This is a genomic window from Pseudomonas persica, from assembly GCF_900291015.1.
Lineage (GTDB): Bacteria > Pseudomonadota > Gammaproteobacteria > Pseudomonadales > Pseudomonadaceae > Aquipseudomonas.
Map to the genome: position 1 here is coordinate 226004 of NZ_OLKL01000018.1, position 21939 is coordinate 247942.

A 21939-nucleotide genomic window follows, 5' to 3' on the forward strand; every position below is an offset into this window, starting at 1 on the left:
CAAACGTAGGAGCGAGCGCAGCTCGCGATGCGCCGCGCGGGCGGCGCTCGATCTCACAGGCGCTGGAAAACTCAAGGCATGCCCCTGTACGCCGTGATGCCAACCCATACCAACCCGGCCCGACCACCAATTCCCTGACCTCCGGCAGATGAGCCCCCGGCGCGCCTATGGTAGAGTGGCGGCCTTTTTCCGAAGGGGCGTTTACTGTGTGGGAATTGGTCAAGTCCGGTGGTTGGATGATGCTGCCGATCATTCTGAGCTCCATCGCTGCCATGGCTATCGTCGTCGAGCGCCTGTGGACCCTGCGCGCCAGCCGCGTCACCCCGCCGCATCTGCTGGGCCAGGTGTGGATGTGGATCAAGGACAAGCAACTGACCAGTGACAAGCTCAAGGCCCTGCGCGCCGATTCGCCACTGGGCGAAATCCTCGCCGCCGGCCTGGCCAATTCGCGCCATGGCCGCGAAATCATGAAGGAATGCATCGAGGAGGCCGCCTCGCGCGTTATCCACGAACTGGAGCGCTACATCAGCGCCCTCGGCACCATCGCCGCCATGGCCCCGCTGCTGGGCCTGCTGGGCACCGTGCTGGGCATGATCGACATCTTCAGCGCCTTCATGGGCTCGCAGATGACCGCCAACGCCGCAGTGCTGGCCGGTGGTATCTCCAAGGCCCTGGTCACCACCGCAGCCGGCCTGATGGTCGGTATCCCGGCGGTGTTCTTCCACCGTTTCCTGCTGCGCCGCATCGATGAGCTGGTGGTGGGCATGGAGCAGGAGGCGATCAAGCTGGTGGAAGTGCTCCAGGGCGACCGTGAAGTGGAAGTGGCCGGAGGCAAGGCGTGAAGTTCCGGCGCAATCGCCAGCGGGAAAACGTCGACATCAACCTGGCGTCGCTGATCGACGTGGTGTTCGTCCTGCTGCTGTTCTTCGTGGTCACCACCACCTTCACCCGCGAGACCCAGTTGCGCGTCGAGCTGCCCGAAGCCGCCAGCGCCGAACAGGTGCCGCCCGACCAGGGCAAGCTGGTGGAAATCACCATCAGCGCCGAAGGCGTGTACTCGGTGAACAACCACCTGCTGCCCAAGAGCGACCTGGCCACCCTGAGCGAAGCGATCGAGCGTGAGTCGGGCGGCGACAACAAGCTGCCGCTGGCCATCAGCGCCGACGGCAAGACCCCGCACCAGGCTGTGGTCACCGCGATGGATGCCGCCGGCAAGCTCGGTTTCAGCCAGTTGCGCATGACCACCGTCGAGGCGGCCCAGGGCACGCCTTGATGGCCTTCGCCGACCGTCTGCTCGCCGCCTGGTACGCCGGGCACCCGGCCCTGGCGCTGCTGCGCCCGCTGGAGGCGCTGTATCGCCGTGTGGTCACGCGCAAGCGGGCGCGTTTCCTCAGTGGCGAAAGTGCCAGCTACCGGGCCCCGGTGCCGGTCATCGTGGTGGGTAACATCACCGTGGGTGGTACCGGCAAGACGCCGATGATTCTCTGGCTGATCGCGCACTGCCGCCACCAGGGGCTGAAGGTGGGCGTGGTCAGCCGTGGCTATGGCGCCAAGCCGCCGCAGCTACCTTGGCGCGTGCAGGCCGACCAGGTTGCCGGGCAGGCCGGCGATGAACCGTTGCTGATCGTGCAGCGCACCGGCGTGCCGCTGATGATTGACCCCGACCGCTCCCGCGCCGTGCAGGCACTGCTGGCCAGCGAACCCCTCGACCTGATCCTGTGTGACGACGGCATGCAGCACTATCGCCTGGCTCGCGACCTGGAGCTGGTGCTGATCGATGCCGCCCGCGGCCTGGGCAATGGTCGCTGCCTGCCAGCGGGGCCGCTGCGTGAGCCGGCCGAGCGCTTGCACGAGGCTGACGCGGTGCTGTTCAACGGTGCCAGCGCAGACCGCGCCGATGGCTTCGGCTTCCGCCTGCAACCGTCCGCCCTGGTCAACCTGCGCAGTGGCGAGCGGCGCGCGCTTGACCATTTCCCCGCAGGCCAACGCCTGCACGCGGTGGCCGGTATCGGCAACCCGCAACGTTTCTTCAATACCCTGCTGGGGCTAAACTGGCAGCCGGTGCCACATCCCTTTGCCGACCATGCACAGTTCAGCGCACAGAGCCTGGCCTTCAGCCCGCCGCTGCCGCTGGTCATGACCGAGAAGGATGCGGTGAAATGCCGGGCCTTTGCCGCTGACGACTGGTGGTACCTGGCCGTCGAGGCGCTGCCCACGCCGGCTTTCAGCGCCTGGTTCGACAATCAGTTGCAACGCTTGCTGCGCAAGCCCTGAGCCCGTTTTCAATTTCCGGCCACCTGGCCTAAAGGAAGCCTCCAATGGACACCAAACTGCTCGATATCCTGGCCTGCCCGATCACCAAAGGCCCGCTCAAGCTCAGTGCCGACAAGACCGAGCTGATCAGCAAGGGCGCTGGCCTGGCCTACCCGATCCGCGACGGCATCCCGGTCATGCTGGAAAGCGAAGCGCGCACCCTGACCGACGACGAGCGTCTGGACAAATGAGCCTGGATTTCACCGTGGTAATCCCCGCCCGGCTGCGCTCCACGCGCCTGCCGGGCAAGCCGTTGCTGCCGATCGCCGGCAAGCCGATGGTGCAGCATGTGTGGGAACAGGCCCGCAAGAGCGGCGCCAGTCGTGTGGTCATCGCCACCGACGACGCCAGCATTGTAGAGGCCTGCCAGGCCTTCGGCGCCGAAGTGCTGATGACGCGTGCCGATCATGAGTCCGGCACTGACCGCCTGGCCGAAGTGGCCGCGCACCTCGGCCTGTCTGCCGATGCCATCGTGGTCAATGTGCAGGGCGACGAACCGCTGATCCCGCCGGTGATCATCGACCAGGTGGCAGCCAACCTGACGGCGCATCCGGAGGCCGGCATCGCCACCCTGGCCGAGCCGGTCCATGAGCCGGAAACCGTGTTCAACCCCAATGCGGTCAAGGTGGTCAGCGACAAGAATGGCCTGGCCCTGACCTTCAGCCGTGCGCCGCTGCCCTGGGCCCGCGATGCTTTTGCCAAGGACCGCAACGTGTTGCCAGAAGGCGTGCCGTATCGCCGCCACATCGGCATGTACGCCTACCGCGTCGGCTTCCTGCAGGACTTCGTCAGTTGGGGCCCGTGCTGGCTCGAGCAGACCGAAGCGCTTGAGCAGCTGCGTGCCCTCTGGCACGGTGTGCGTATCCACGTCGAAGACGCCATCGAGGCGCCTGCCGTGGGCGTGGATACCCCTGAAGACCTTGAGCGCGTGCGGCGCTTGCTGGAGGCCTGATGCGCGTCCTGTTCGTCTGCCTTGGCAATATCTGCCGTTCGCCCACCGCCGAAGGCGTGCTGCGCCATCAACTGCAGGCTGCCGGGCTTGCCGACCGGGTACATGTGGCCTCGGCCGGCACCGGCGACTGGCACGTTGGCAAGGCGCCTGACAGCCGCACCTGCAAGGCGGCGCTGGCGCGCGGGTACGACCTGTCGCAGCAGCGCGCCCAGCAAGTCAAGGCGGCGCATTTTGCCGAGTACGACCTGATTCTGGCCATGGACGAGAGCAACCTAGGCCATTTGCGTGCGATGCGCCCGCACACGGCAGTGGCGGAGCTCGACCTGTTCCTGCGCCGCTATGGCGCAGCGCTGGATGAAGTGCCGGACCCGTACTACGGTGGCGCCGACGGTTTCGAGCAGGTGCTCGACCTGGTTGAAGCGGCGTGCCAGGCGCTGGTGCTGGAAATCAAGGGGCGGCTATGACAGTGCAGTGGCAGGAGCAGGTATCGCTCAAGCCGTACAACACCTTTGGCATCGACGTGAAGGCACGGTATTTCACCCAGGCACATGATGACCAGCAGGTGCGCCAGGCGCTGGCCCAGGCGCAGCAAGGCGGCTTACCAGTGCTGGTGATTGGCGGCGGCAGCAACCTGCTGCTGACCCGTGATATCGATGCGCTGGTGCTGCATATGGCCAGCCGTGGCCGGCGCGTGCTCAGCGACGATGGTGAGCGTATCGTGGTCGAGGCCGAGGCCGGTGAGCCATGGCACCCGTTTGTGCAGTGGACACTGGCGCAGGGGTATTGCGGGCTGGAGAACCTCAGCCTGATCCCCGGCACCGTGGGCGCCGCGCCGATGCAGAACGTGGGCGCCTATGGCGTGGAAATCAAGGACGTGTTCGTCGGCCTGACCGCCCTGGACCGCGAGACCGGCGAGTTGCGTGACTTTGGCCTGGCGGAATGTGCCTTCGGGTATCGCGACAGCCTGTTCAAGCGCAACCCCGGGCGTTGGTTGATCCTGCGTGTGCGCTTTGCCTTGAGCCGCACGTTGCAGGCCCACCTGGACTACGGCCCGGTGCGCCAGCGCCTGGCAGAGCGCGGCGTGACCGAGCCGACTGCGCAGGTGATCAGCGAGGCGATCTGCAGCATTCGCCGCGAGAAGCTGCCAGACCCGGCAGAGCTGTGTAATGCCGGGAGCTTCTTCAAGAACCCGGTGGTCGCGGCGGAACAGGTCGAGCGTATCCGTGCGCAGTACCCGGGGGTGGTGGCTTATCTCCAGGCCGATGGCCAGGTGAAGCTGGCGGCGGGCTGGTTGATCGAGCAGGCCGGCTGGAAGGGGCATCGCGAAGGGGATGCCGGGGTGCATCGTTTGCAGTCGCTGGTGCTGGTCAACTATGGCCAGGCGAGCGGGGCGCAGATGCATGCGCTGGCGCGGCGGATCCAGGCCGATATCCTCGAGCGGTTCGGGGTCGAGCTGGAGATGGAGCCTAACCTCTACTGATGCATTGCCGGTACTGGCCATTTCGTGGCTAAAGCCGCAGGTACAGTGTCACCTCGAAGCCAGCGCAGTCCCTGTGGGAGATGGCCCAGCTCTTTGGTCTGCGCTGTCGCATAGAGAACTGAATTCGCAAGCGGTCCGTGCATCCTGNGCGGCCTTAGCCGCGAAGAATCCAACGCGGTGCATGGCACCGGCTGCGCCGGTGTTCGCGGCTAAAGCCGCTCCCACAGGGACCCTGCTAATTCAACGAGTTATGTGCAGTTCTATGAGAGCGGGTTTACCCGCGAAGAGGTCGGTACAGGCAAAACGCCCAGCCAAGAAAAAGCCCCGCCAGTTCGCACTGGCGGGGCTTTTTCATTCAGCCTTGGCTGTCAACCGTGATGAGGCTTGTGCTCATCGGTGGCATCCAGGGCTGGCTCCTCGGTGGCTGTAGCAGCTTCCTGCGCGGCTTTGGCGGCAGCCTCGGCCTCGCGCTTGCGGCGGCGCACTTCACGCGGGTCGTTCGGCGCGCGGCCGTTGGCCAGCATGACAGTGGCAGGCTCCACCGCCGCAGGGGCTTCGACCGGTGCAGGCTCGACGGCCACTGGGGCCGGCTCGGCTACCACCTCTGGCTGGGCTTCGATAACCGGGGCAGGTTGCTCGGCAACCGAAGCGGCTTCGACCACGGCCGGGGCCTGCTCGATTTCACCGGCCTCGACGGCAGGTGCTTCTACCGGTGCTTCGGCAGCCACCATCGGCTCGGCAGCAGGTACCGCCTCAACTGCTGGCTGTGGAGTGACCTCGACCACTGGCTCGGCAGTTGCTTCGGCCACGACCACAGGCTCGCTGACCGGCTGCTCGACCACTGGGGCCACGGCCACTTCTTCAGCCTTGGCGGCAGCCTCGACCTGCTCGGCCTTCTCAGCCTGCTCGACCGGCTGGGCAACTTCGGCGGTGGCAAGCTCGGCCTGTTGGTTGGCCTGAGCTTCGGCGTCGGCGCTGATGTTGCTGCTGGCGACAGCGGCAGTCACGGCCAGGCCTGCAGCCAGTTCGGCACCCAGCTCGGTGGCCTGGTGTGGTTGTGGCTGCTCTTCGCTGCCTTCTTCTTCGCTGCCGTCGATCAGTTCGCCATTGGCGTTGCGCTGACGTTCACGACGATTGCTGCGACGACGCTGGCCACGGGAACGGCGGCGCGGGCGCTCGCCATCGGTGCCTTCCTGTTCGTCCTGCAGCAGCTCTTCGTTCGGCAGTTGCTCTTCGGCCAGTTCGGCAGCCTGCTCGGCGGCTTCTTCGGCTGCGCGTGGCTGACGCTCTTCGCGTGGTGGGCGTGGGGCACGTTCTTCGCGTGGAGCGCGCTCTTCACGAGGTGCGCGTTCTTCACGCGGAGCACGCTCCTCGCGAGGTGCGCGTTCTTCACGCGGAGTACGCTCTTCACGAGGTGCACGCTCTTCGCGTGGGGCACGCTCCTCACGCGGTGCACGTTCTTCACGTGGAGCGCGTTCTTCACGGGCTACACGTTCCTCACGCGGCTGACGTTCTTCACGTTCGGCAGGGGTGGCGTCCAGCGGCTCGCGCAGTTCGCGCACGCGCTCTTCGCCACGGTTGCCGCGGCGGTCTTCGCGTGGCTGGCGTGGTGCACGTTCTTCACGCGGTGCACGCTCTTCGCGTGGGGCGCGTTCTTCACGTGGGGCGCGTTCTTCGCGCGGGGCGCGTTCCTCGCGAGGCTGGCGCTCTTCGCGCGGCGCGCGCTCGGCACGCTCTTCACGTGGCTTGCGTTCTTCGTCGCGGCGGCCGTTGCGGTTGCGGCTCTGCTGGCGGCCGTTGCGGCGTTCTTCGTTGCGTGGGCTGCGCTCGGTGGCCGGTTTCTCGGCGGCGGTGACAACCGGCGCAGCGGCAGGCTCTTCCTTGCCGGCGAACAGGCTTACCAGCGACTTCACCAGGCCTTTGAACAGGCTTGGCTCCGGCGCGACCGGGGCAGGGGCAATCGGTGCGGCAGGCTGCGGCTCTTCAACAGCGGCCGGTACCGGCGCGTTGGTGCGGGCCGGGGCGGTCTTGACCGCGGCTTCCTGGCGTACCAGGGTGCGGGTGGCGGTTGGCTGCGGCGCTTCTTCGGCTTCGGCGGCGGCGATCTCGTAGCTGGACTGATTGTTCAGCACTTCCGGGTTGTCGTCGCGCAGGCGCTGGACTTCGAAGTGCGGGGTTTCCAGGTGATCGTTCGGCAGGATGATGATGCGCGCGCGGGTGCGCAGTTCGATCTTGGTGATCGAGTTGCGCTTCTCGTTGAGCAGGAAGGCAGCCACCGGGATCGGCACCTGGGCGCGAACTTCGGCGGTGCGGTCCTTCAGGGCTTCTTCTTCGATCAGGCGCAGGATGGCCAGCGACAGCGATTCGACGTCACGGATGATGCCGGTGCCGGAGCAGCGTGGGCAAACGATGCCGCTGCTTTCGCCCAGCGACGGGCGCAGGCGCTGACGGGACATTTCCAGCAGGCCGAAGCGCGAGATGCGGCCGACCTGGACGCGGGCGCGGTCGGCTTCCAGGCATTCACGCACGCGCTCTTCCACTGCGCGTTGGTTTTTCGCCGGGGTCATGTCGATGAAGTCGATGACGATCAGGCCACCGATGTCACGCAGGCGCAGCTGGCGGGCGATTTCCTCGGCCGCTTCCAGGTTGGTCTGCAGGGCGGTTTCTTCGATGTCGCTACCTTTGGTGGCGCGCGCCGAGTTGATGTCGATGGAGACCAGGGCTTCGGTCGGGTCGATCACGATCGAGCCGCCGGACGGCAGGTCGACCACGCGCTGGAAGGCGGTTTCGATCTGGCTTTCGATCTGGAAACGGTTGAACAGCGGCACGCTGTCTTCGTACAGCTTGACCTTGCTGGCGTACTGCGGCATCACCTGGCGGATGAAGGTCAGGGCTTCTTCCTGGGCATCGATGCTGTCGATCAGCACTTCGCCGATGTCCTGGCGCAGGTAGTCGCGGATGGCGCGGATGATGACGTTGCTTTCCTGGTAGATCAGGAATGGCGCGGCGCGGTCCTGGGACGCTTCCTTGATGGCGGTCCACAACTGCAGCAGGTAGTCGAGGTCCCACTGCATTTCTTCGCTGCTGCGGCCAAGGCCGGCAGTGCGCACGATCAGGCCCATGTCGCCCGGCACGGTCAAGCCGTTCAGGGCTTCACGCAGCTCGTTGCGTTCTTCGCCTTCGATGCGGCGGGAGATGCCACCGGCGCGCGGGTTGTTCGGCATCAGCACCAGGTAGCGGCCGGCCAGGCTGATGAAGGTGGTGAGGGCGGCGCCTTTGTTGCCACGCTCTTCCTTCTCGACCTGGACGATGACTTCCTGGCCTTCGCTCAGTACGTCCTTGATGTTGACCCGCCCTTCGGGGGTTTTCTTGAAGTATTCGCGGGAGATTTCTTTCAGCGGCAGGAAGCCGTGACGTTCGGAACCGAAGTCGACGAAGGCGGCTTCGAGGCTGGGTTCGATGCGGGTGATCTTGCCTTTGTAGATGTTGGCCTTTTTCTGCTCGCGCGCGCCGGACTCGATGTCCAGGTCGTAGAGACGTTGGCCGTCCACCAGGGCTACACGCAACTCTTCGGGTTGAGTCGCGTTAATCAGCATTCTTTTCATGTTGTACCGTCGGTTTCCGGGCTGCCGGAAACGGCGTTCGGCACACACGACGTCTCATGGTCGGTGCCAAGGTGCGCAAAGGGTGGCCGGGCCACCCCCGTGTCGAGCGACGTTCGGCACCAGCCGGTTGCCCAGCCTGCCGTTGTCGCGACGACGCGTCCTGTTTGCTGCGGTGCCAACAAGGCCCCGGTGGCTTCGAATTGTAATCCGAATCAACCAAGCGGGCCTTGTGCACTCAGTCAGGAGGAGGAATCAACCGTCAGCCGTGGACGCCCGGGGGCATCTGTTCAGGACCTTATCCGCTCGCCAGCCGTTCAGTGGGCTGGTGAGCCGGACGCGGTGCTACACGGTCCGAGGGCTGTGCATCTCCACCCTGCACGTATCCCTGATAATTCGGGTGCTGCCGCGCGCTGAATCCGCAACGGGTTGCATTTTTCGCCAGCGCAAGTTCTGCGCTGGCGCCATTCATGTCCAAGGCAGGTATTTCCGAAGCATTCGCCGGGCGTTGCGTGGAAGCGACGGGGCGGGCAGAGGTGCAGCGAAAAGAATCGGGTAAGCAGGTGAAACACCGCACTTGTCGTTTTTTTTCGGTCTTCTCTACACAGCGCTGGTGGCGATTCCAGGCAATTCGGTAAACTGGCGAAAACCCCGTAGGACGGCCTCGCGTCCTGGAGAATTGCGTTGGTCAGGGGCCGGCTAGGAGCCTTGTGCCGCTGGCCTGCCGCTTTTGGCGGCGTTCGCGACTATAGCAGCAATGATTAAGTGCTTCAATTCCATAAAAAATTGTTATGATCCCGCAATGACGACCAATACCCCTCCGACTTCCGGCGTTCAGCTGATCGAAGTCGCGCCGGAGCTTGCCGGCCAACGCATCGACAATTTCCTCATCACGGCCCTCAAGGGCGTGCCCAAGACCTTGGTCTACCGCATCCTGCGCAAGGGTGAAGTACGGGTCAACAAGGGTCGCGTCAAGCCGGAGTACAAGATCCAGGCCGGCGACATCGTGCGGGTACCGCCTGTCCGCCTGCCGGAACGTGACGAGCCGGCACCGGTGGCCCAGGGCCTGTTGCAGCGCCTGGAGGCGGCCATCGTCTATGAAGACAAGGCGCTGATCGTGATGAACAAGCCGGCCGGCATCGCCGTGCATGGCGGCAGCGGCCTGAGCTTCGGCGTGATCGAGGCGCTGCGCCAGTTGCGCCCGGACGCCAAGGAGCTGGAGCTGGTGCACCGCCTGGACCGCGACACCTCCGGCTTGCTGATGATCGCCAAGAAGCGCAGCATGCTGCGCCACCTGCATGCCGCGCTGCGCGGTGATGGTGTCGACAAGCGCTACATGGCGCTGGTGCGTGGCCACTGGCCGACCTCGAAGAAGCAGGTCAGCGCGCCGTTGCTCAAGAGCAACCTGCGCTCCGGCGAGCGCATGGTCGAGGTGAACGACGAGGGCAAGGAGGCGCTGACCCTGTTCCGCGTGCTGCGCCGCTTCGGCGAGTTCGCCACCATTGTCGAGGCGCGCCCGATCACGGGCCGTACCCACCAGATCCGCGTGCACACCCTGCATGCCGGGCATATGATCGCTGGCGACAGCAAGTACGGCGACGAGGACTTCAGTCGCGAAATTCGCGACTTGGGCGGCAAGCGCCTGTTCCTGCATGCCTATGCGTTGACCGTGCCGCTGCCGGACGGTGGCGAACTGAAGCTCGAGGCGCCGGTGGATGAAGTCTGGGCGAAAACCGTTGAACGTCTGAGTGCGTCCTGAGCTATGAAAAAAGGCTATGAGCTACTGATCTTCGACTGGGACGGTACCCTGGCCGACTCGATCGGGCGTATCGTCGAGGCCATGAACGCCGCCGCCGAGCGTGCCGGTGAGGCGCAAAGCAGCGAGGGCGCGGTCAAGGGTATCATCGGCCTGGCCCTGGGCGAGGCGATCCACACCCTGTACCCGCATCTGGCGCCTGCGCAGGTCGAAAGCTTTCGTCAGCACTATGCCGATATCTACATGGCTCTGGATCAGCAGCCCTCGCCGCTGTTCGAGGGCGTGGTCGAGTCGCTGGATGCCTTCCGTGGCGAGGGTTACCGCCTGGCGGTGGCTACCGGCAAGGCGCGTCGCGGGCTGGACCGGGTGCTCAAGGCCAATGGCTGGGAGCAGTTCTTCGACATCACTCGCGCCGCCGACGAGACCCGCGGCAAGCCGCACCCGCGGATGCTCGAGGAAATCCTCGGTCATTGCGGTGTCGAACCAGGGCGTGCGCTGATGGTTGGCGATTCGGCATTCGACCTGCAGATGGCGAGCAATGCCGGCATGCATTCGGTGGCCGTGGGCTATGGTGCCATGTCGCTACAGGCGCTGGCCGAATTTGGTCCGCAGGTGTGCATCGATCATTTTTCCCAGTTGCGTGAGTGGCTGGGCGGTTCCGCAATCCCATTTCCAAGGTAGGTAAGCATGGCAGACGACTGGAAAGCCCCTGAGGCCGAACCCGAGGAGCGCGAAGAGCGCAAGAGCTGGAAGTTGCTGGAAAAGACCCTGCTGGCAAGCGTTCAGGAGCAGCGCCGGGCGCGACGCTGGGGGATCTTCTTCAAGTTGCTGGCCTTCGTCTACCTGTTCGGCATCCTGGTCTTGTTCACGCCGCTGATGGACATGGACAAGGCGGCGTCGCGCAGTGTCAGCCATACCGCGCTGGTCGAGGTGCGCGGGGTGATTGCCGATCAGGAGCCCGCCAGCGCCGACAATATCGTCAAGAGTCTGCGCGAGGCGTTCAAGGACAGCAAGACCAAGGCTGTGGTGATGCGCATCAACAGCCCGGGCGGCAGCCCGGTACAGTCGGGTTACGTGTATGACGAAATCCGCCGCCTGCGCGCCGAATACCCGGCTATCAAACTGTATGCGGTGATCGCCGACCTTGGTGCTTCCGGTGCCTACTACATCGCCAGTGCGGCGGACGAGATCTATGCCGACAAGGCCAGCCTGGTGGGCTCGATTGGTGTGACGGCGGCCGGTTACGGCTTTGTCGGCACCATGGAGAAGCTGGGTGTGGAGCGGCGTACCTACACCGCTGGTGAGCACAAGGCCTTCCTTGACCCGTTCTCGCCGCAGAAGCCGGAAGAGACCGAGTTCTGGCAGGGCGTGCTGAACACCACGCACCAGCAATTCATTGCCATGGTCAAGCAGGGGCGGGGCGAGCGCCTGAAGGACAAGGAGCATCCGGAACTGTTCAGTGGTCTGGTCTGGTCGGGTGAGCAGGCCAAGGAGTTGGGGCTGGTGGATGGGCTGGGCAGTGCCAGCTATGTGGCGCGCGAGATCGTGGGCGAGAAGGAACTGGTGGACTTCACTGTGCAGGAATCGGCGCTCGATCGCTTCTCCAAGCGCGTGGGGGCCAGTGTGGCCGAGCGCCTGGCAATGTGGATGGGGTTCCAGGGGCCGCAGTTGCGTTGAGTATCCGTCGTACGTTTTGTGGTGTTTGTGAGATCGAGCGCCGCCCGCGCGGCGCATCGCGAGCTTTGCTCGCTCCTACGTTTGTTTCGGGCTAGTTATGCCTGTGCCAGGCGCGCGCGACCGCCTGGTTCATGCGGCGCGATATCATGCCGTACACCAAAACGTACGCGCGCAGAGCCCACAGGAATGATTGGCCCGAAACAAACGTAGGAGCGAGCAAAGCTCGCGATACGCCGCGCGGGCGGCGCTCGATCTCCCAGGCGCCAAAAATCTCCCGGTCGCCACAAATCCCCGGCCCGGTTAGGGAACCACCACCCCTTCCTTGGTCAGCATATCCACCAGTCGAATCAACGGTAGCCCGATCAGGCTGGTTGCATCGCAGCCATGCGTGCTCTGAAACAAGCTCACCCCCAGCCCCTCCGCCTTGAAGCTCCCGGCGCAGTCCAGCGGCTGTTCCGCCGCCACATAGCGCTCCACCCGCTCCCGGTCCAGTTCGCGCAGGCTTACGGTAAATGGCACGCAGTCGACCTGGCAGTGCCCGGTGGCGCTGTTCAGCAATGCCAGCCCGGTCAGGAAGCTCACCTGCTGCCCGCTGCACTCCAGCAACTGCTCGCAGGCCCGCTCGAAGGTGTGTGGTTTGCCCAGTACCTGCTCACCCAGTACCGCAACCTGGTCCGAACCGATGATCAGGTGCCCGGGGTGGCTGCCCGCCAGCGCCTCGGCTTTTTGCCTGGCCAGCCGGCGCACCAGCTCCACCGCCGGTTCGTCATCCCGGCGCCGCTCGTCTATGTCGGGGCTTGCCCAGGTGAAGGGCAGGCGCAGGCGTGCGAGCAGTTCGCGGCGATAAGTAGAGCTGGAAGCCAGTAGCAGAGGAAGCATGGTAGACTCCTGAATCAATTGAACAAATTCTATCACGCACGATGCCGCTGAATTTCCTTTGACAGGGGCGGGGGGCATCCCTAGAATGCTGCGCCTATGTTGAATGACCCGATTCCACCTCACGTTGACCCGCGCAAATTAGCCGATCGTGGCGTAACCATTAATGGTTCGCTGCAACTCGCTGATTTGGAAAGACTCTGCGACCCGCTTTCCGACAATGTCGGTACGGTGCAGGCGAAGTTCGATTTTGAACGAGATGAACAGCACGTGGTGGTTATCCACAGCGAGCTGGACGTCGAGGTCAAGATGGTTTGCCAGCGTTGTCTTGAGCTGGTCACCCTGCCGATCCACAGCGAATGTACATACGCCGTGGTGAAGGAGGGTGCGAATACCCAGTCGTTGCCGAAAGGCTATGACGTGCTGGAACTGGGCGAAGATCCTTTGGATCTGCAGGCACTGGTCGAGGAAGAGCTTCTGCTCGCCTTGCCAATCGTGCCTGCTCACCATCCGGAAGAATGCCAGCAGCCGGCGGGCGCAGACGAGCCCGAATCGAGCAAGGACGAGGTATCGCGGTCCAACCCGTTCAGTGTTTTGGCGCAGTTAAAGCGTGACCCAAACGTTTAGGAGTTAATCAATTATGGCTGTTCAGCAGAACAAAAAATCCCGCTCTGCCCGTGACATGCGCCGTTCGCACGACGCCCTGTCGGAAAACGCGCTGTCGGTAGAGAAAACCACCGGTGAAGTACACCTGCGTCACCACGTTTCGCCAGAAGGCGTATACCGTGGTCGCAAAGTGGTCGACAAGGGCGCTGACGAGTAATCCTTGTCTGCTCAGGTCATCGCGATCGACGCAATGGGCGGGGACTTCGGTCCCCGCAGCATTGTCCAGGCTAGCATTGCCTGCCTTTCGGCTACCCCCTCGCTGCACCTGACCCTCGTCGGTCAACCCTCCCTTCTTGAAGATCTAGTCAGTGGCCTTGCGGCTGCGGATCGCGCGCGCCTGCAAATCGTGGCCGCCAGCGAGGTGATCGGCATGGACGAGCGGCCATCCCAGGCGCTGCGCGGCAAGCCGGACTCGTCGATGCGCATCGCCCTCGAACTGGTACGTGACGGCAAGGCCCAGGCCTGCGTCAGTGCCGGCAATACCGGGGCGCTGATGGCGCTGTCGCGTTTCGTGCTCAAGACACTGCCGGGTATCGACCGGCCGGCGATGGTGGCGGCGATCCCGACCCAGACCGGTTATTGCCAGCTGCTCGACCTTGGCGCCAATGTCGACTGCAGTGCCGAGAACCTCTACCAGTTCGCCGTCATGGGCTCGGTGGCCGCCCAGGCCCTGGGGGTGCAGCGGCCGCGCGTGGCGCTGCTGAATATCGGTACCGAGGACATCAAGGGCAACCAGCAGGTCAAGCTGGCGGCCAGCCTGTTGCAGAACGCTCGCGGGCTCAACTACATAGGCTTCGTCGAGGGCGACGGGTTGTATCGTGGCGAGGCCGATGTGGTGGTGTGCGACGGATTCGTCGGCAACATCCTGCTCAAGTCCAGCGAGGGGCTGGCGACGATGATCGGCGCGCGCATCGAGCAGTTGTTCAAGGGTGGCGTGTTGTCGCGGGCAGCCGGGGCCGTGGCCATGCCGCTGCTCAAGCGCCTGCAGGCCGACCTGGCGCCGGCGCGGCACAATGGCGCGAGTTTCCTGGGGTTGCAGGGCATCGTCATCAAGAGCCATGGTTCGGCGGGGGTGCAGGGCTTCCAGAGTGCCATTCAGCGGGCGTTGATCGAGATCCAGGAAAACCTGCCGCAGCGCTTGCATGGGCGGTTGGAGGATTTGCTGTTGTAGCCTGTGCCGGCCTTTTGCGGGCTTGCCCGCTGCTGCAGGATTGCCACGGGGCTGAAGATTGTGGGGTATCTGTGGGGGCGGGCAAGCCCGCGAAAGGGCCGGCACAGGTAAACAAAGACCTTAGGCATATCGCCGATGAAGTGCTTAAATGTGACCGCGCAGGTGGAGTATCCATCCAAGCTTTCAGATTCCGCGCCTGGCCCAGGGCCTGGCGCACCCTATCCGACGACAAGATCATAAGGGCTTGTTCAATGTCTGCATCTCTCGCATTCGTCTTTCCCGGTCAAGGTTCCCAGTCGCTGGGCATGCTCGCCGAGCTCGGCGCCGAGAAGCCAGTGATCATCGAAACCTTCAAGGAAGCATCCGAGGCGCTCGGTTACGACCTGTGGAAGCTGGTCCAGGAAGGTCCGGAAGAACAACTCAACCAGACCGACAAGACCCAGCCGGCCATCCTCACCGCGTCCATCGCGCTGTGGCGCCTGTGGCTGGAAGGTGGCGGCGCCACGCCAGCCTTCGTTGCCGGTCATAGCCTGGGCGAATACAGCGCGCTGGTTGCTGCCGGCAGCATCAGCCTGAAGGACGCCGTGCGCCTGGTCGAGCGCCGTGGCCAACTGATGCAGGAAGCGGTACCGGCTGGTCATGGCGCCATGGCTGCCATTCTCGGCCTGGACGATGCCGTGGTCGTGGAAATCTGCGCCGAAGCGGCCGAAGACCAAGTGGTCAGCGCGGTCAACTTCAACTCGCCGGGCCAGGTGGTCATCGCCGGCAACAAGGCCGCCGTCGATCGCGCCATCGAGCTGTGCAAGGCCAAAGGTGCCAAGCGCGCCCTGCCGCTGGCGGTCAGCGTGCCGTCGCACTGCGCCCTGATGAAGCCGGCCGCCGAGCGCTTTGCCGATTCGGTCAATGCCATCGAATGGAAGGCCCCGCAGATTCCGGTGGTGCAGAACGTCACTGCTGCCGTCGCCGCCGACCTCGATGCCCTCAAGCACGACCTGCTGGCACAGCTGTACCAGCCGGTACGCTGGGTCGAGTGCGTGCAGACCCTGGCCGCCAACGGTGCGGTCAACCTGGTCGAGTGTGGTCCGGGCAAGGTCCTGGCTGGTCTTAACAAGCGTTGCGCCGACGGCGTGACCACCTACAACCTCAACACCCCTGACGCCGTCGCCGCCACTCGCGCGGCACTGGCCTGATTTGGAGAAGCTTGCATGAGCCTGCAAGGTAAAGTTGCACTGGTTACCGGCGCCAGCCGTGGCATCGGCCAGGCCATCGCCCTCGAGCTGGGCCGCCAGGGCGCGACCGTGATCGGCACCGCCACTTCGGCTTCCGGCGCCGAGCGCATTGCGGCCACCCTGAAAGAGCACGGCATCGCCGGTACCGGCATGGAACTGAACGTGACCAGCGCCGAATCGGTTGAAGCTGTACTGGCTGCCATCGGCGAGCAGTTCGGCGCACCGGCCATCCTGGTCAACAATGCCGGGATCACCCGCGACAACCTCATGCTGCGCATGAAGGACGACGAGTGGTTCGACGTGATCGATACCAACCTGAACAGCCTCTACCGTCTGTCCAAGGGCGTGCTGCGTGGCATGACCAAGGCGCGTTGGGGTCGTATCATCAGCATCGGTTCGGTCGTCGGTGCCATGGGCAATGCCGGCCAGGCCAACTATGCGGCCGCCAAGGCCGGCCTGGAAGGCTTCAGCCGCGCCCTGGCGCGTGAAGTGGGCTCGCGCGGCATCACCGTCAATTCGGTGACCCCGGGCTTCATCGACACCGACATGACCCGCGAGCTGCCAGAAGCGCAGCGCGAAGCCCTGCAGACCCAGATCCCGCTGGGCCGCTTGGGCCAGGCCGACGAAATTGCCAAGGTGGTTTCGTTCCTGGCATCCGACGGCGCAGCCTACGTAACCGGCGCTACCGTGCCGGTCAACGGCGGGATGTACATGTAACACTGCAACTCAATGTGACGGATTTCGTAAAAAAAGAGTCATACTGCGAGCCTAAAATCCGTTATAAAGCTGCAACCAGATTCCAGGCAGCGGGTGTGGTGATTGGTGTGAAGGTGCGTTTAGCTTGAAAAGCGAACGTCTTTCTATAAAATTAGCCACCGGCCAGCTGCCTGACATATGTCCATTAGGAGTGAAAACTAGGTATGAGCACCATCGAAGAACGCGTCAAGAAAATCGTCGCCGAGCAACTGGGCGTCAAGGAAGAGGAAGTGACTGTCGAGAAGTCCTTCGTCGATGACCTGGGTGCCGATTCGCTTGACACCGTTGAGCTGGTGATGGCTCTGGAAGAGGAATTCGAGACCGAAATCCCTGACGAAGAAGCCGAGAAGATCACTACCGTTCAAGCTGCTATCGACTACGTCAAAAGCCACCAGGCCTAAGACGCTGTAGTCGACGCTTCTTGTCGGGAAAAACCGCACTGCCTTTGCCGGCGTGCGGTTTTTTCTTTGCGAGCCTGCGGCGTCGTTTCGCTTGCTGCAAGAGCTTGTTGCCATTTCATTCCATTGCCTGTAATGCAATGGCAAGAAACTCTGTGATTAGAAAAAGGAGAGTACTGTGTCGCGTAGACGCGTCGTGGTCACCGGTATGGGTATGCTGTCGCCACTGGGTACCGATGTACCGAGCACCTGGCAGGGCATTCTGGCTGGCCGCAGTGGCATCGGTCCGATCGAACACACGGACCTGTCTGCCTACTCCACCCGTTTTGGCGGCTCGGTGAAAGGCTTCGAGGTCGAGCAATACCTGTCGGCCAAAGAGGCTCGCAAGCTCGACCTGTTCATCCAGTACGGCCTGGCGGCAGGGTTCCAGGCGGTGCGAAATGCCGGCCTGGAAGTCACCGACGCCAATCGCCAGCGTATTGGTGTGGCGATGGGCTCGGGTATCGGTGGCCTGACCAACATCGAAGAAACCAGCCGCACCCTGCACGATTCGGGGCCGCGTCGTATCTCGCCGTTCTTCGTGCCAGGCTCGATCATCAACATGATCTCCGGCTTCCTGTCGATCCACCTGGGGCTGCAAGGGCCGAACTACGCCATTGCCACTGCATGCACCACTGGCACCCACTGCATCGGCATGGCCGCGCGCAACATCGCCTACGGTGAAGCCGACGTGATGATCGCCGGCGGCGCCGAAATGGCCGCCTGCGGCCTGGGCATGGGCGGTTTCGGTGCCTCGCGTGCACTGTCCACCCGCAACGACGAGCCAAGCCGGGCCAGCCGCCCGTGGGACAAGGGCCGTGACGGCTTCGTGCTGTCCGACGGTGCCGGTGCCCTGGTGCTCGAAGAGCTGGAGCATGCCAAGGCCCGCGGCGCGACCATCTATGCCGAGCTGGTCGGCTTTGGCATGAGCGGTGACGCCTACCACATGACTTCGCCACCCGACACCGGCGAAGGCGCTGCCCGCTGCATGGCCAACGCCCTGCGCGATGCTGGCATCCAGCCGGAAGAGGTCAGCTACATCAATGCCCACGGCACCTCGACCCCGGCGGGCGATGTCGCCGAAGTGGCGGCGATCAAGCGCGTGTTCGGTGAGCATGCCTACAAGCTGGCGGTCAGCTCGACCAAGTCGATGACCGGCCACCTGTTGGGCGCCGCTGGTGCCGTGGAAGCGATCTTCAGCGTGCTGGCGATCAACAGTCAGATGGCTCCGCCCACCATCAACCTGGACGAACCGGACGAAGGCTGCGACCTCGACTTCGTGCCGCACCAGGCGCGCAGCATGCCGATCGATGTGGTGTTGTCCAATTCGTTCGGCTTTGGCGGCACCAACGGCTCGCTGGTATTCCGCCGGTTCGCCGATTGATGCACAGCTGGATCGATGGCCAGCCGGCGGCTGCAGTCAACCTGCAGAACCGTGGGCTGGCCTACGGCGATGGCCTGTTCGAGACCATCGCCGTGCGCGGCGGCCGGCCCAGCCTGCTGGATGGCCATCTCGCACGCCTGGCGCTGGGCTGCCAGCGCCTGGCGATCAGCGCCGACCTGGCGCTGGTGCGCGACGAACTCCAGCGCTATGCCGGCCAGCTCGGTGATGGCGTAGCCAAACTCATCATTACCCGTGGCGACAGCCAGCGCGGCTACGCGCCGGTTGCCGGTGCCGCGCCGCGGCGTATCCTGCAGGGCAGTCCGTTGCCCAGCTATCCTGTCGAACACGCCGAACACGGCGTGCGCTTGTTCCCGTGCCAGACCCGGCTTGCGGAACAACCGCTGCTGGCTGGCCTCAAACACCTCAACCGCCTGGAGCAGGTGCTGGCCCGTGCCGAATGGCAGGACAGCGAACATGCCGAAGGCCTGATGCGTGACGGGCAGGGCAGGGTGATCGAAGGGGTGTACAGCAATCTGTTCCTGGTGCGCGATGGCGTGCTGCTCACGGCCGACCTCAGCCGCTGTGGCGTCGCTGGCGTGATGCGGGCTGCGTTGCTGGAACAGGCAGCACTGCAGGGCATCCCGGTGCAGGTCTGCGACCTGCCGTTCAACGCGCTGGAGCAGGCAGATGAAGTATTTGTTTGCAATAGCGTCTACGGTGTCTGGCCCGTGCGTGGCGTTGCCGCGCTAAACTGGTCGCCGGGCCCGCTCACCCGTAAACTGCAGGCCGTTGCCCGTACGTTACTGGAAACCTGAATTCGTGAGACGTAAATTCCTGCTGCTGCTGGAAATGGGCTTGATCCTCGCCGGCCTGGCTGTGGGCTGGTCGGCCTGGAAGGTCAACTCGGTCCTGGAGCAGCCCCTGCACGTGACGCAGGAGCGCCTGCTCGACGTGCCCAATGGCACCACCCCCAACCGCATGTTCTATCGCATGCAGAGCGAAGGGTTGCTCGACGATGCCGTCTGGTTGCGCCTGTACTGGCGCTTCAACATGGCCGGCACTCCCCTGCATACCGGCGAGTACCGCCTGACCCCCGGCATGACCGTGGAGCAGTTGTTCGATGCCTGGCGTCGGGCCGACGTGGTGCAGTACAACCTGACCCTGGTCGAAGGCTGGACCTTCCGCCAGGTGCGCTCGGCCGTGGCCAAGCATGAAAAGATCAAGCACACCCTGGACGGCCTGTCCGACTCGGAAGTGATGGACAAGCTCGGCCATACCGGCGTGTTCCCCGAGGGGCGCTTCTTCCCGGACACCTACCGCTTCGTGCGCGGCATGAGCGATGTCGAACTGCTGCAGCAGGCCTATATGCGCCTGGATGAAGTGCTGGCCAAGGAGTGGGCCGAGCGCACCACCGACCTGCCATACCGTGACCCGTACCAGGCGCTGATCATGGCCTCGCTGGTGGAGAAGGAAACCGGCATTCCCCAGGAACGCGGGCAGATCGCCGGTGTTTTCGTACGGCGCCTGCGCCTGGGCATGATGCTGCAGACCGATCCCACGGTGATCTACGGCATGGGTGAGCGCTACAACGGCAAGATCACTCGCGCCGACCTGCGCGAGCCGACCCCGTACAACACCTACACCATGACCGGCCTGCCGCCGACCCCGATCGCCATGGTCGGCCGTGAGGCGATTCACGCGGCGCTCAACCCGTCCGATGGCACCAGCCTGTACTTCGTCGCCCGTGGCGATGGCAGCCATGTGTTTTCCGACGACCTCGACGACCACAACTCGGCGGTGCGCGAGTTCCAGCTCAAGCGCCGTGCGGACTACCGCTCCAGCCCCGCGCCGCAATCGCAGCCAGAGCCACAGCCGGGTGCCGGCGAGGCCGAACAACCCGAGGCGCCTGCGGACGACTCTACTGCGCAGCCAGCACTCGATCAGCCGCCTGTGCAGGACGCCCCTGCCGGCGGCGCGCAAGCGGCCGAACGGCCGATGCCTGACGAACAACCTTAAGGACTGCCTGTGAGCGGCTTGTTTATTACTTTGGAAGGCCCCGAAGGCGCGGGCAAGAGCACCAACCGCGACTACCTGGCCGCGCGCCTGCGCGAGCAGGGCCTGGATGTGGTGCTGACCCGTGAACCCGGTGGTACGCCGCTGGCCGAAAAGGTGCGTGAGCTGCTGCTGGCGCCCAGCGATGAAAGCATGGCGGCCGACACCGAGCTGCTGCTGGTGTTTGCTGCGCGTGCCCAGCACCTGGCGCAGGTGATCCGGCCGGCGCTGGCCCGCGGGGCCGTTGTCTTGTGTGACAGATTTACCGATGCCACGTACGCCTATCAGGGCGGCGGGCGCGGTTTGCCAGTCGAGCGTATCGCCGCCCTGGAGCAGTTTGTCCAGGGCGACCTGCGCCCGGGCCTTACCCTGGTCTTCGACCTGCCGGTCGAAGTGGGCCTGGCCCGTGCCGCCGCCCGTGGCCGCCTGGACCGTTTCGAGCAGGAAGGCCAGGCGTTCTTTGAAGCGGTGCGCCAGGCCTACCTGCAGCGCGCCGGGCGGGAACCGCAACGCTATCGCCTGCTCGATGCCGGCCAACCCCTGGAGGCCGTGCAGCGCGCCATCGATGCGCTGCTGCCAGGCATTGTGGAGCGTTGCCGTGGCTGAGGCCTATCCCTGGCAGCAGGCCCTCTGGCAGCAACTGGCCGGCCGCCGCCAGCACGCTCACGCCTACCTGCTGCATGGGCCGCAGGGTATCGGCAAGCGGGCCCTGGCCGAGCGCCTGATGGCCCGCCTGCTGTGCCAGCAACCCCAGGGCCTGGAGGCCTGTGGCGGGTGCAAGTCCTGTCTGTTGCTCAAGGCCGGCAGCCACCCTGACAACTTCGTCCTCGAGCCCGAGGAAGCCGACAAGCCGATCAAGGTCGACCAGGTGCGCGAGCTGGTGGCCTTCGTGGTGCAGACCGCGCAACTGGGCGGGCGCAAGGTGGTGCTGATCGAGCCGGTGGAGGCGATGAACGTCAACGCCTCCAACGCCCTGCTCAAGAGCCTTGAAGAGCCTTCTGGCGATACCGTGTTGCTGTTGGTCACCCACCAGCCCAGCCGCCTGTTGCCGACCATCAAGAGCCGCTGCCAGCAGGTCGCCTGCCCGCAGCCCAGCCTGGCCCAGAGCCAGGCCTGGCTGGTCGGCGCGCTGCCCGACAGTGACGAGGCCGAGCGCGACGAGTTGCTGACCTTGGCTGCCGGTTCGCCGCTGATGGCGGTCAGCCTGCAGGCGCAAGGCGTGCGCGAGCAGCGCGCGCTGGTCACCGACGGAGTGAAGAAGCTGCTCAAGCAGCAGCAATCGCCCAGCCAACTGGCCGATGCCTGGAGCGGTGTACCACTGCTGTTGCTGTTTGACTGGTTCTGCGATTGGGCCCACCTGATCCTGCGCTACCAGTTGACCCAGGACGAGGAGGGGTTAGGCTTGGCTGATATGCGCAAGGTGGTGCAGTACCTGGCGCAGAAGAGCCGCCAGGCCAAGGTGCTGGAGGTGCAGTCGTGGATCCTGGAACAGCGCCAGAAGGTGCTGGGCAAGGCCAACCTCAACCGCGCCCTGCTGCTTGAAGCGCTGCTGGCTCACTGGCTGCAGTTGCCGGGCGCCCGCTGATTT

General features: G+C 64.5%; 23 protein-coding genes. 21 read left to right on the forward strand and 2 right to left on the reverse strand.

Annotation, left to right across the window (positions count from 1 at the left end; genetic code table 11):
- The first annotated feature begins 206 nt into the window (after nucleotides 1–206).
- From FQ664_RS09845 to murB, 7 genes are read left to right on the forward strand one after another with little or no spacing between them, the layout of a single operon-like run.
- Complete coding sequence (locus FQ664_RS09845) at nucleotides 207–842, forward strand: MotA/TolQ/ExbB proton channel family protein (RefSeq protein ID WP_144171756.1); 636 nt, start codon at nucleotides 207–209, stop codon at nucleotides 840–842.
- Nucleotides 839–1273 carry an ExbD/TolR family protein gene (locus tag FQ664_RS09850; RefSeq protein WP_144171757.1) on the forward strand — a complete coding sequence of 145 codons (435 nt, stop codon included), beginning with the start codon at nucleotides 839–841 and terminating at the stop codon, nucleotides 1271–1273. The genes FQ664_RS09845 and FQ664_RS09850 overlap by 4 nt, the downstream gene beginning before the upstream one ends.
- Nucleotides 1273–2274 carry a tetraacyldisaccharide 4'-kinase gene (gene lpxK / locus FQ664_RS09855; RefSeq protein ID WP_144171758.1) on the forward strand — a complete coding sequence of 334 codons (1002 nt, stop codon included), beginning with the start codon at nucleotides 1273–1275 and terminating at the stop codon, nucleotides 2272–2274. The genes FQ664_RS09850 and lpxK overlap by 1 nt, the downstream gene beginning before the upstream one ends.
- A 44-nt stretch (nucleotides 2275–2318) precedes the next feature.
- Nucleotides 2319–2504 (forward strand): Trm112 family protein, encoded by a 186-nt coding sequence (locus tag FQ664_RS09860; protein WP_003247142.1) that lies wholly within the window; start codon nucleotides 2319–2321, stop codon nucleotides 2502–2504.
- Nucleotides 2501–3265, forward strand: a complete 765-nt coding sequence (gene kdsB, locus FQ664_RS09865) for a 3-deoxy-manno-octulosonate cytidylyltransferase (RefSeq protein WP_144171759.1) — start codon at nucleotides 2501–2503, stop codon at nucleotides 3263–3265. The genes FQ664_RS09860 and kdsB overlap by 4 nt, the downstream gene beginning before the upstream one ends.
- On the forward strand, nucleotides 3265–3729 hold the full coding sequence (locus tag FQ664_RS09870; RefSeq protein WP_063911712.1) for a low molecular weight protein-tyrosine-phosphatase: 465 nt from the start codon (nucleotides 3265–3267) through the stop codon (nucleotides 3727–3729). The genes kdsB and FQ664_RS09870 overlap by 1 nt, the downstream gene beginning before the upstream one ends.
- The gene (gene murB / locus FQ664_RS09875) at nucleotides 3726–4745 is read left to right on the forward strand and encodes a UDP-N-acetylmuramate dehydrogenase (RefSeq protein WP_144171760.1); all 1020 of its coding nucleotides are present in this window, start codon (nucleotides 3726–3728) and stop codon (nucleotides 4743–4745) included. The genes FQ664_RS09870 and murB overlap by 4 nt, the downstream gene beginning before the upstream one ends.
- 368 nt (nucleotides 4746–5113) lie before the next feature.
- Here the strand turns inward: murB and rne are convergent, their stop codons facing one another.
- Nucleotides 5114–8350 (reverse strand): ribonuclease E, encoded by a 3237-nt coding sequence (rne, locus tag FQ664_RS09880; protein ID WP_178090976.1) that lies wholly within the window; start codon nucleotides 8348–8350, stop codon nucleotides 5114–5116.
- 799 nt (nucleotides 8351–9149) lie between these two features.
- Between rne and rluC the strand changes: the two genes are divergently transcribed.
- The 3 genes from rluC to sppA are packed head-to-tail and all read left to right on the forward strand — an operon-like array spanning nucleotide 9150 to nucleotide 11780.
- Nucleotides 9150–10106 carry a 23S rRNA pseudouridine(955/2504/2580) synthase RluC gene (rluC, locus tag FQ664_RS09890; RefSeq protein WP_013971570.1) on the forward strand — a complete coding sequence of 319 codons (957 nt, stop codon included), beginning with the start codon at nucleotides 9150–9152 and terminating at the stop codon, nucleotides 10104–10106.
- A gap of 3 nt (nucleotides 10107–10109) precedes the next feature.
- Entirely contained in the window at nucleotides 10110–10784 is a 675-nt protein-coding gene (locus tag FQ664_RS09895; protein ID WP_144171762.1) for an HAD family hydrolase, read from the forward strand.
- Between the two features lie 6 nt (nucleotides 10785–10790).
- Nucleotides 10791–11780 carry a signal peptide peptidase SppA gene (gene sppA / locus FQ664_RS09900; RefSeq protein ID WP_144171763.1) on the forward strand — a complete coding sequence of 330 codons (990 nt, stop codon included), beginning with the start codon at nucleotides 10791–10793 and terminating at the stop codon, nucleotides 11778–11780.
- A gap of 300 nt (nucleotides 11781–12080) precedes the next feature.
- On the opposite strand, the gene FQ664_RS09905 is transcribed toward sppA, so the two are convergent.
- Nucleotides 12081–12659 carry a Maf family protein gene (locus tag FQ664_RS09905; RefSeq protein ID WP_144171764.1) on the reverse strand — a complete coding sequence of 193 codons (579 nt, stop codon included), beginning with the start codon at nucleotides 12657–12659 and terminating at the stop codon, nucleotides 12081–12083.
- A gap of 96 nt (nucleotides 12660–12755) precedes the next feature.
- Between FQ664_RS09905 and FQ664_RS09910 the strand changes: the two genes are divergently transcribed.
- From FQ664_RS09910 to FQ664_RS09960, 11 genes are all read left to right on the forward strand, one after another.
- Nucleotides 12756–13283 carry a YceD family protein gene (locus tag FQ664_RS09910; protein WP_114170339.1) on the forward strand — a complete coding sequence of 176 codons (528 nt, stop codon included), beginning with the start codon at nucleotides 12756–12758 and terminating at the stop codon, nucleotides 13281–13283.
- Between the two features lie 13 nt (nucleotides 13284–13296).
- The gene (gene rpmF, locus FQ664_RS09915) at nucleotides 13297–13479 is read left to right on the forward strand and encodes a 50S ribosomal protein L32 (RefSeq protein WP_003247154.1); all 183 of its coding nucleotides are present in this window, start codon (nucleotides 13297–13299) and stop codon (nucleotides 13477–13479) included.
- Nucleotides 13480–13482: 3 nt separating this feature from the next.
- On the forward strand, nucleotides 13483–14493 hold the full coding sequence (plsX, locus tag FQ664_RS09920) for a phosphate acyltransferase PlsX (protein WP_144171765.1): 1011 nt from the start codon (nucleotides 13483–13485) through the stop codon (nucleotides 14491–14493).
- A gap of 251 nt (nucleotides 14494–14744) precedes the next feature.
- Nucleotides 14745–15683, forward strand: coding sequence for an ACP S-malonyltransferase (fabD, locus tag FQ664_RS09925; RefSeq protein WP_144171766.1), 939 nt, complete (start codon nucleotides 14745–14747; stop codon nucleotides 15681–15683).
- A gap of 15 nt (nucleotides 15684–15698) precedes the next feature.
- Complete coding sequence (gene fabG, locus FQ664_RS09930) at nucleotides 15699–16439, forward strand: 3-oxoacyl-ACP reductase FabG (RefSeq protein ID WP_063911721.1); 741 nt, start codon at nucleotides 15699–15701, stop codon at nucleotides 16437–16439.
- A gap of 203 nt (nucleotides 16440–16642) precedes the next feature.
- Nucleotides 16643–16879 carry an acyl carrier protein gene (gene acpP / locus FQ664_RS09935; protein WP_144171767.1) on the forward strand — a complete coding sequence of 79 codons (237 nt, stop codon included), beginning with the start codon at nucleotides 16643–16645 and terminating at the stop codon, nucleotides 16877–16879.
- A gap of 175 nt (nucleotides 16880–17054) precedes the next feature.
- Nucleotides 17055–18299, forward strand: coding sequence for a beta-ketoacyl-ACP synthase II (fabF, locus tag FQ664_RS09940; RefSeq protein ID WP_144171768.1), 1245 nt, complete (start codon nucleotides 17055–17057; stop codon nucleotides 18297–18299).
- On the forward strand, nucleotides 18299–19114 hold the full coding sequence (pabC, locus tag FQ664_RS09945; RefSeq protein ID WP_144171769.1) for an aminodeoxychorismate lyase: 816 nt from the start codon (nucleotides 18299–18301) through the stop codon (nucleotides 19112–19114). The genes fabF and pabC overlap by 1 nt, the downstream gene beginning before the upstream one ends.
- Nucleotides 19115–19118: 4 nt before the next feature.
- Entirely contained in the window at nucleotides 19119–20315 is a 1197-nt protein-coding gene (gene mltG, locus FQ664_RS09950) for an endolytic transglycosylase MltG (protein WP_144171770.1), read from the forward strand.
- Nucleotides 20316–20324: 9 nt separating this feature from the next.
- The gene (tmk, locus tag FQ664_RS09955) at nucleotides 20325–20957 is read left to right on the forward strand and encodes a dTMP kinase (protein ID WP_144171771.1); all 633 of its coding nucleotides are present in this window, start codon (nucleotides 20325–20327) and stop codon (nucleotides 20955–20957) included.
- A complete protein-coding gene (locus FQ664_RS09960; RefSeq protein WP_144171772.1) occupies nucleotides 20950–21936 on the forward strand; it encodes a DNA polymerase III subunit delta' in 987 nt (328 codons plus the stop codon). Before tmk ends, FQ664_RS09960 begins: the two co-directional genes overlap by 8 nt.
- Nucleotides 21937–21939 lie beyond the last annotated feature (3 nt).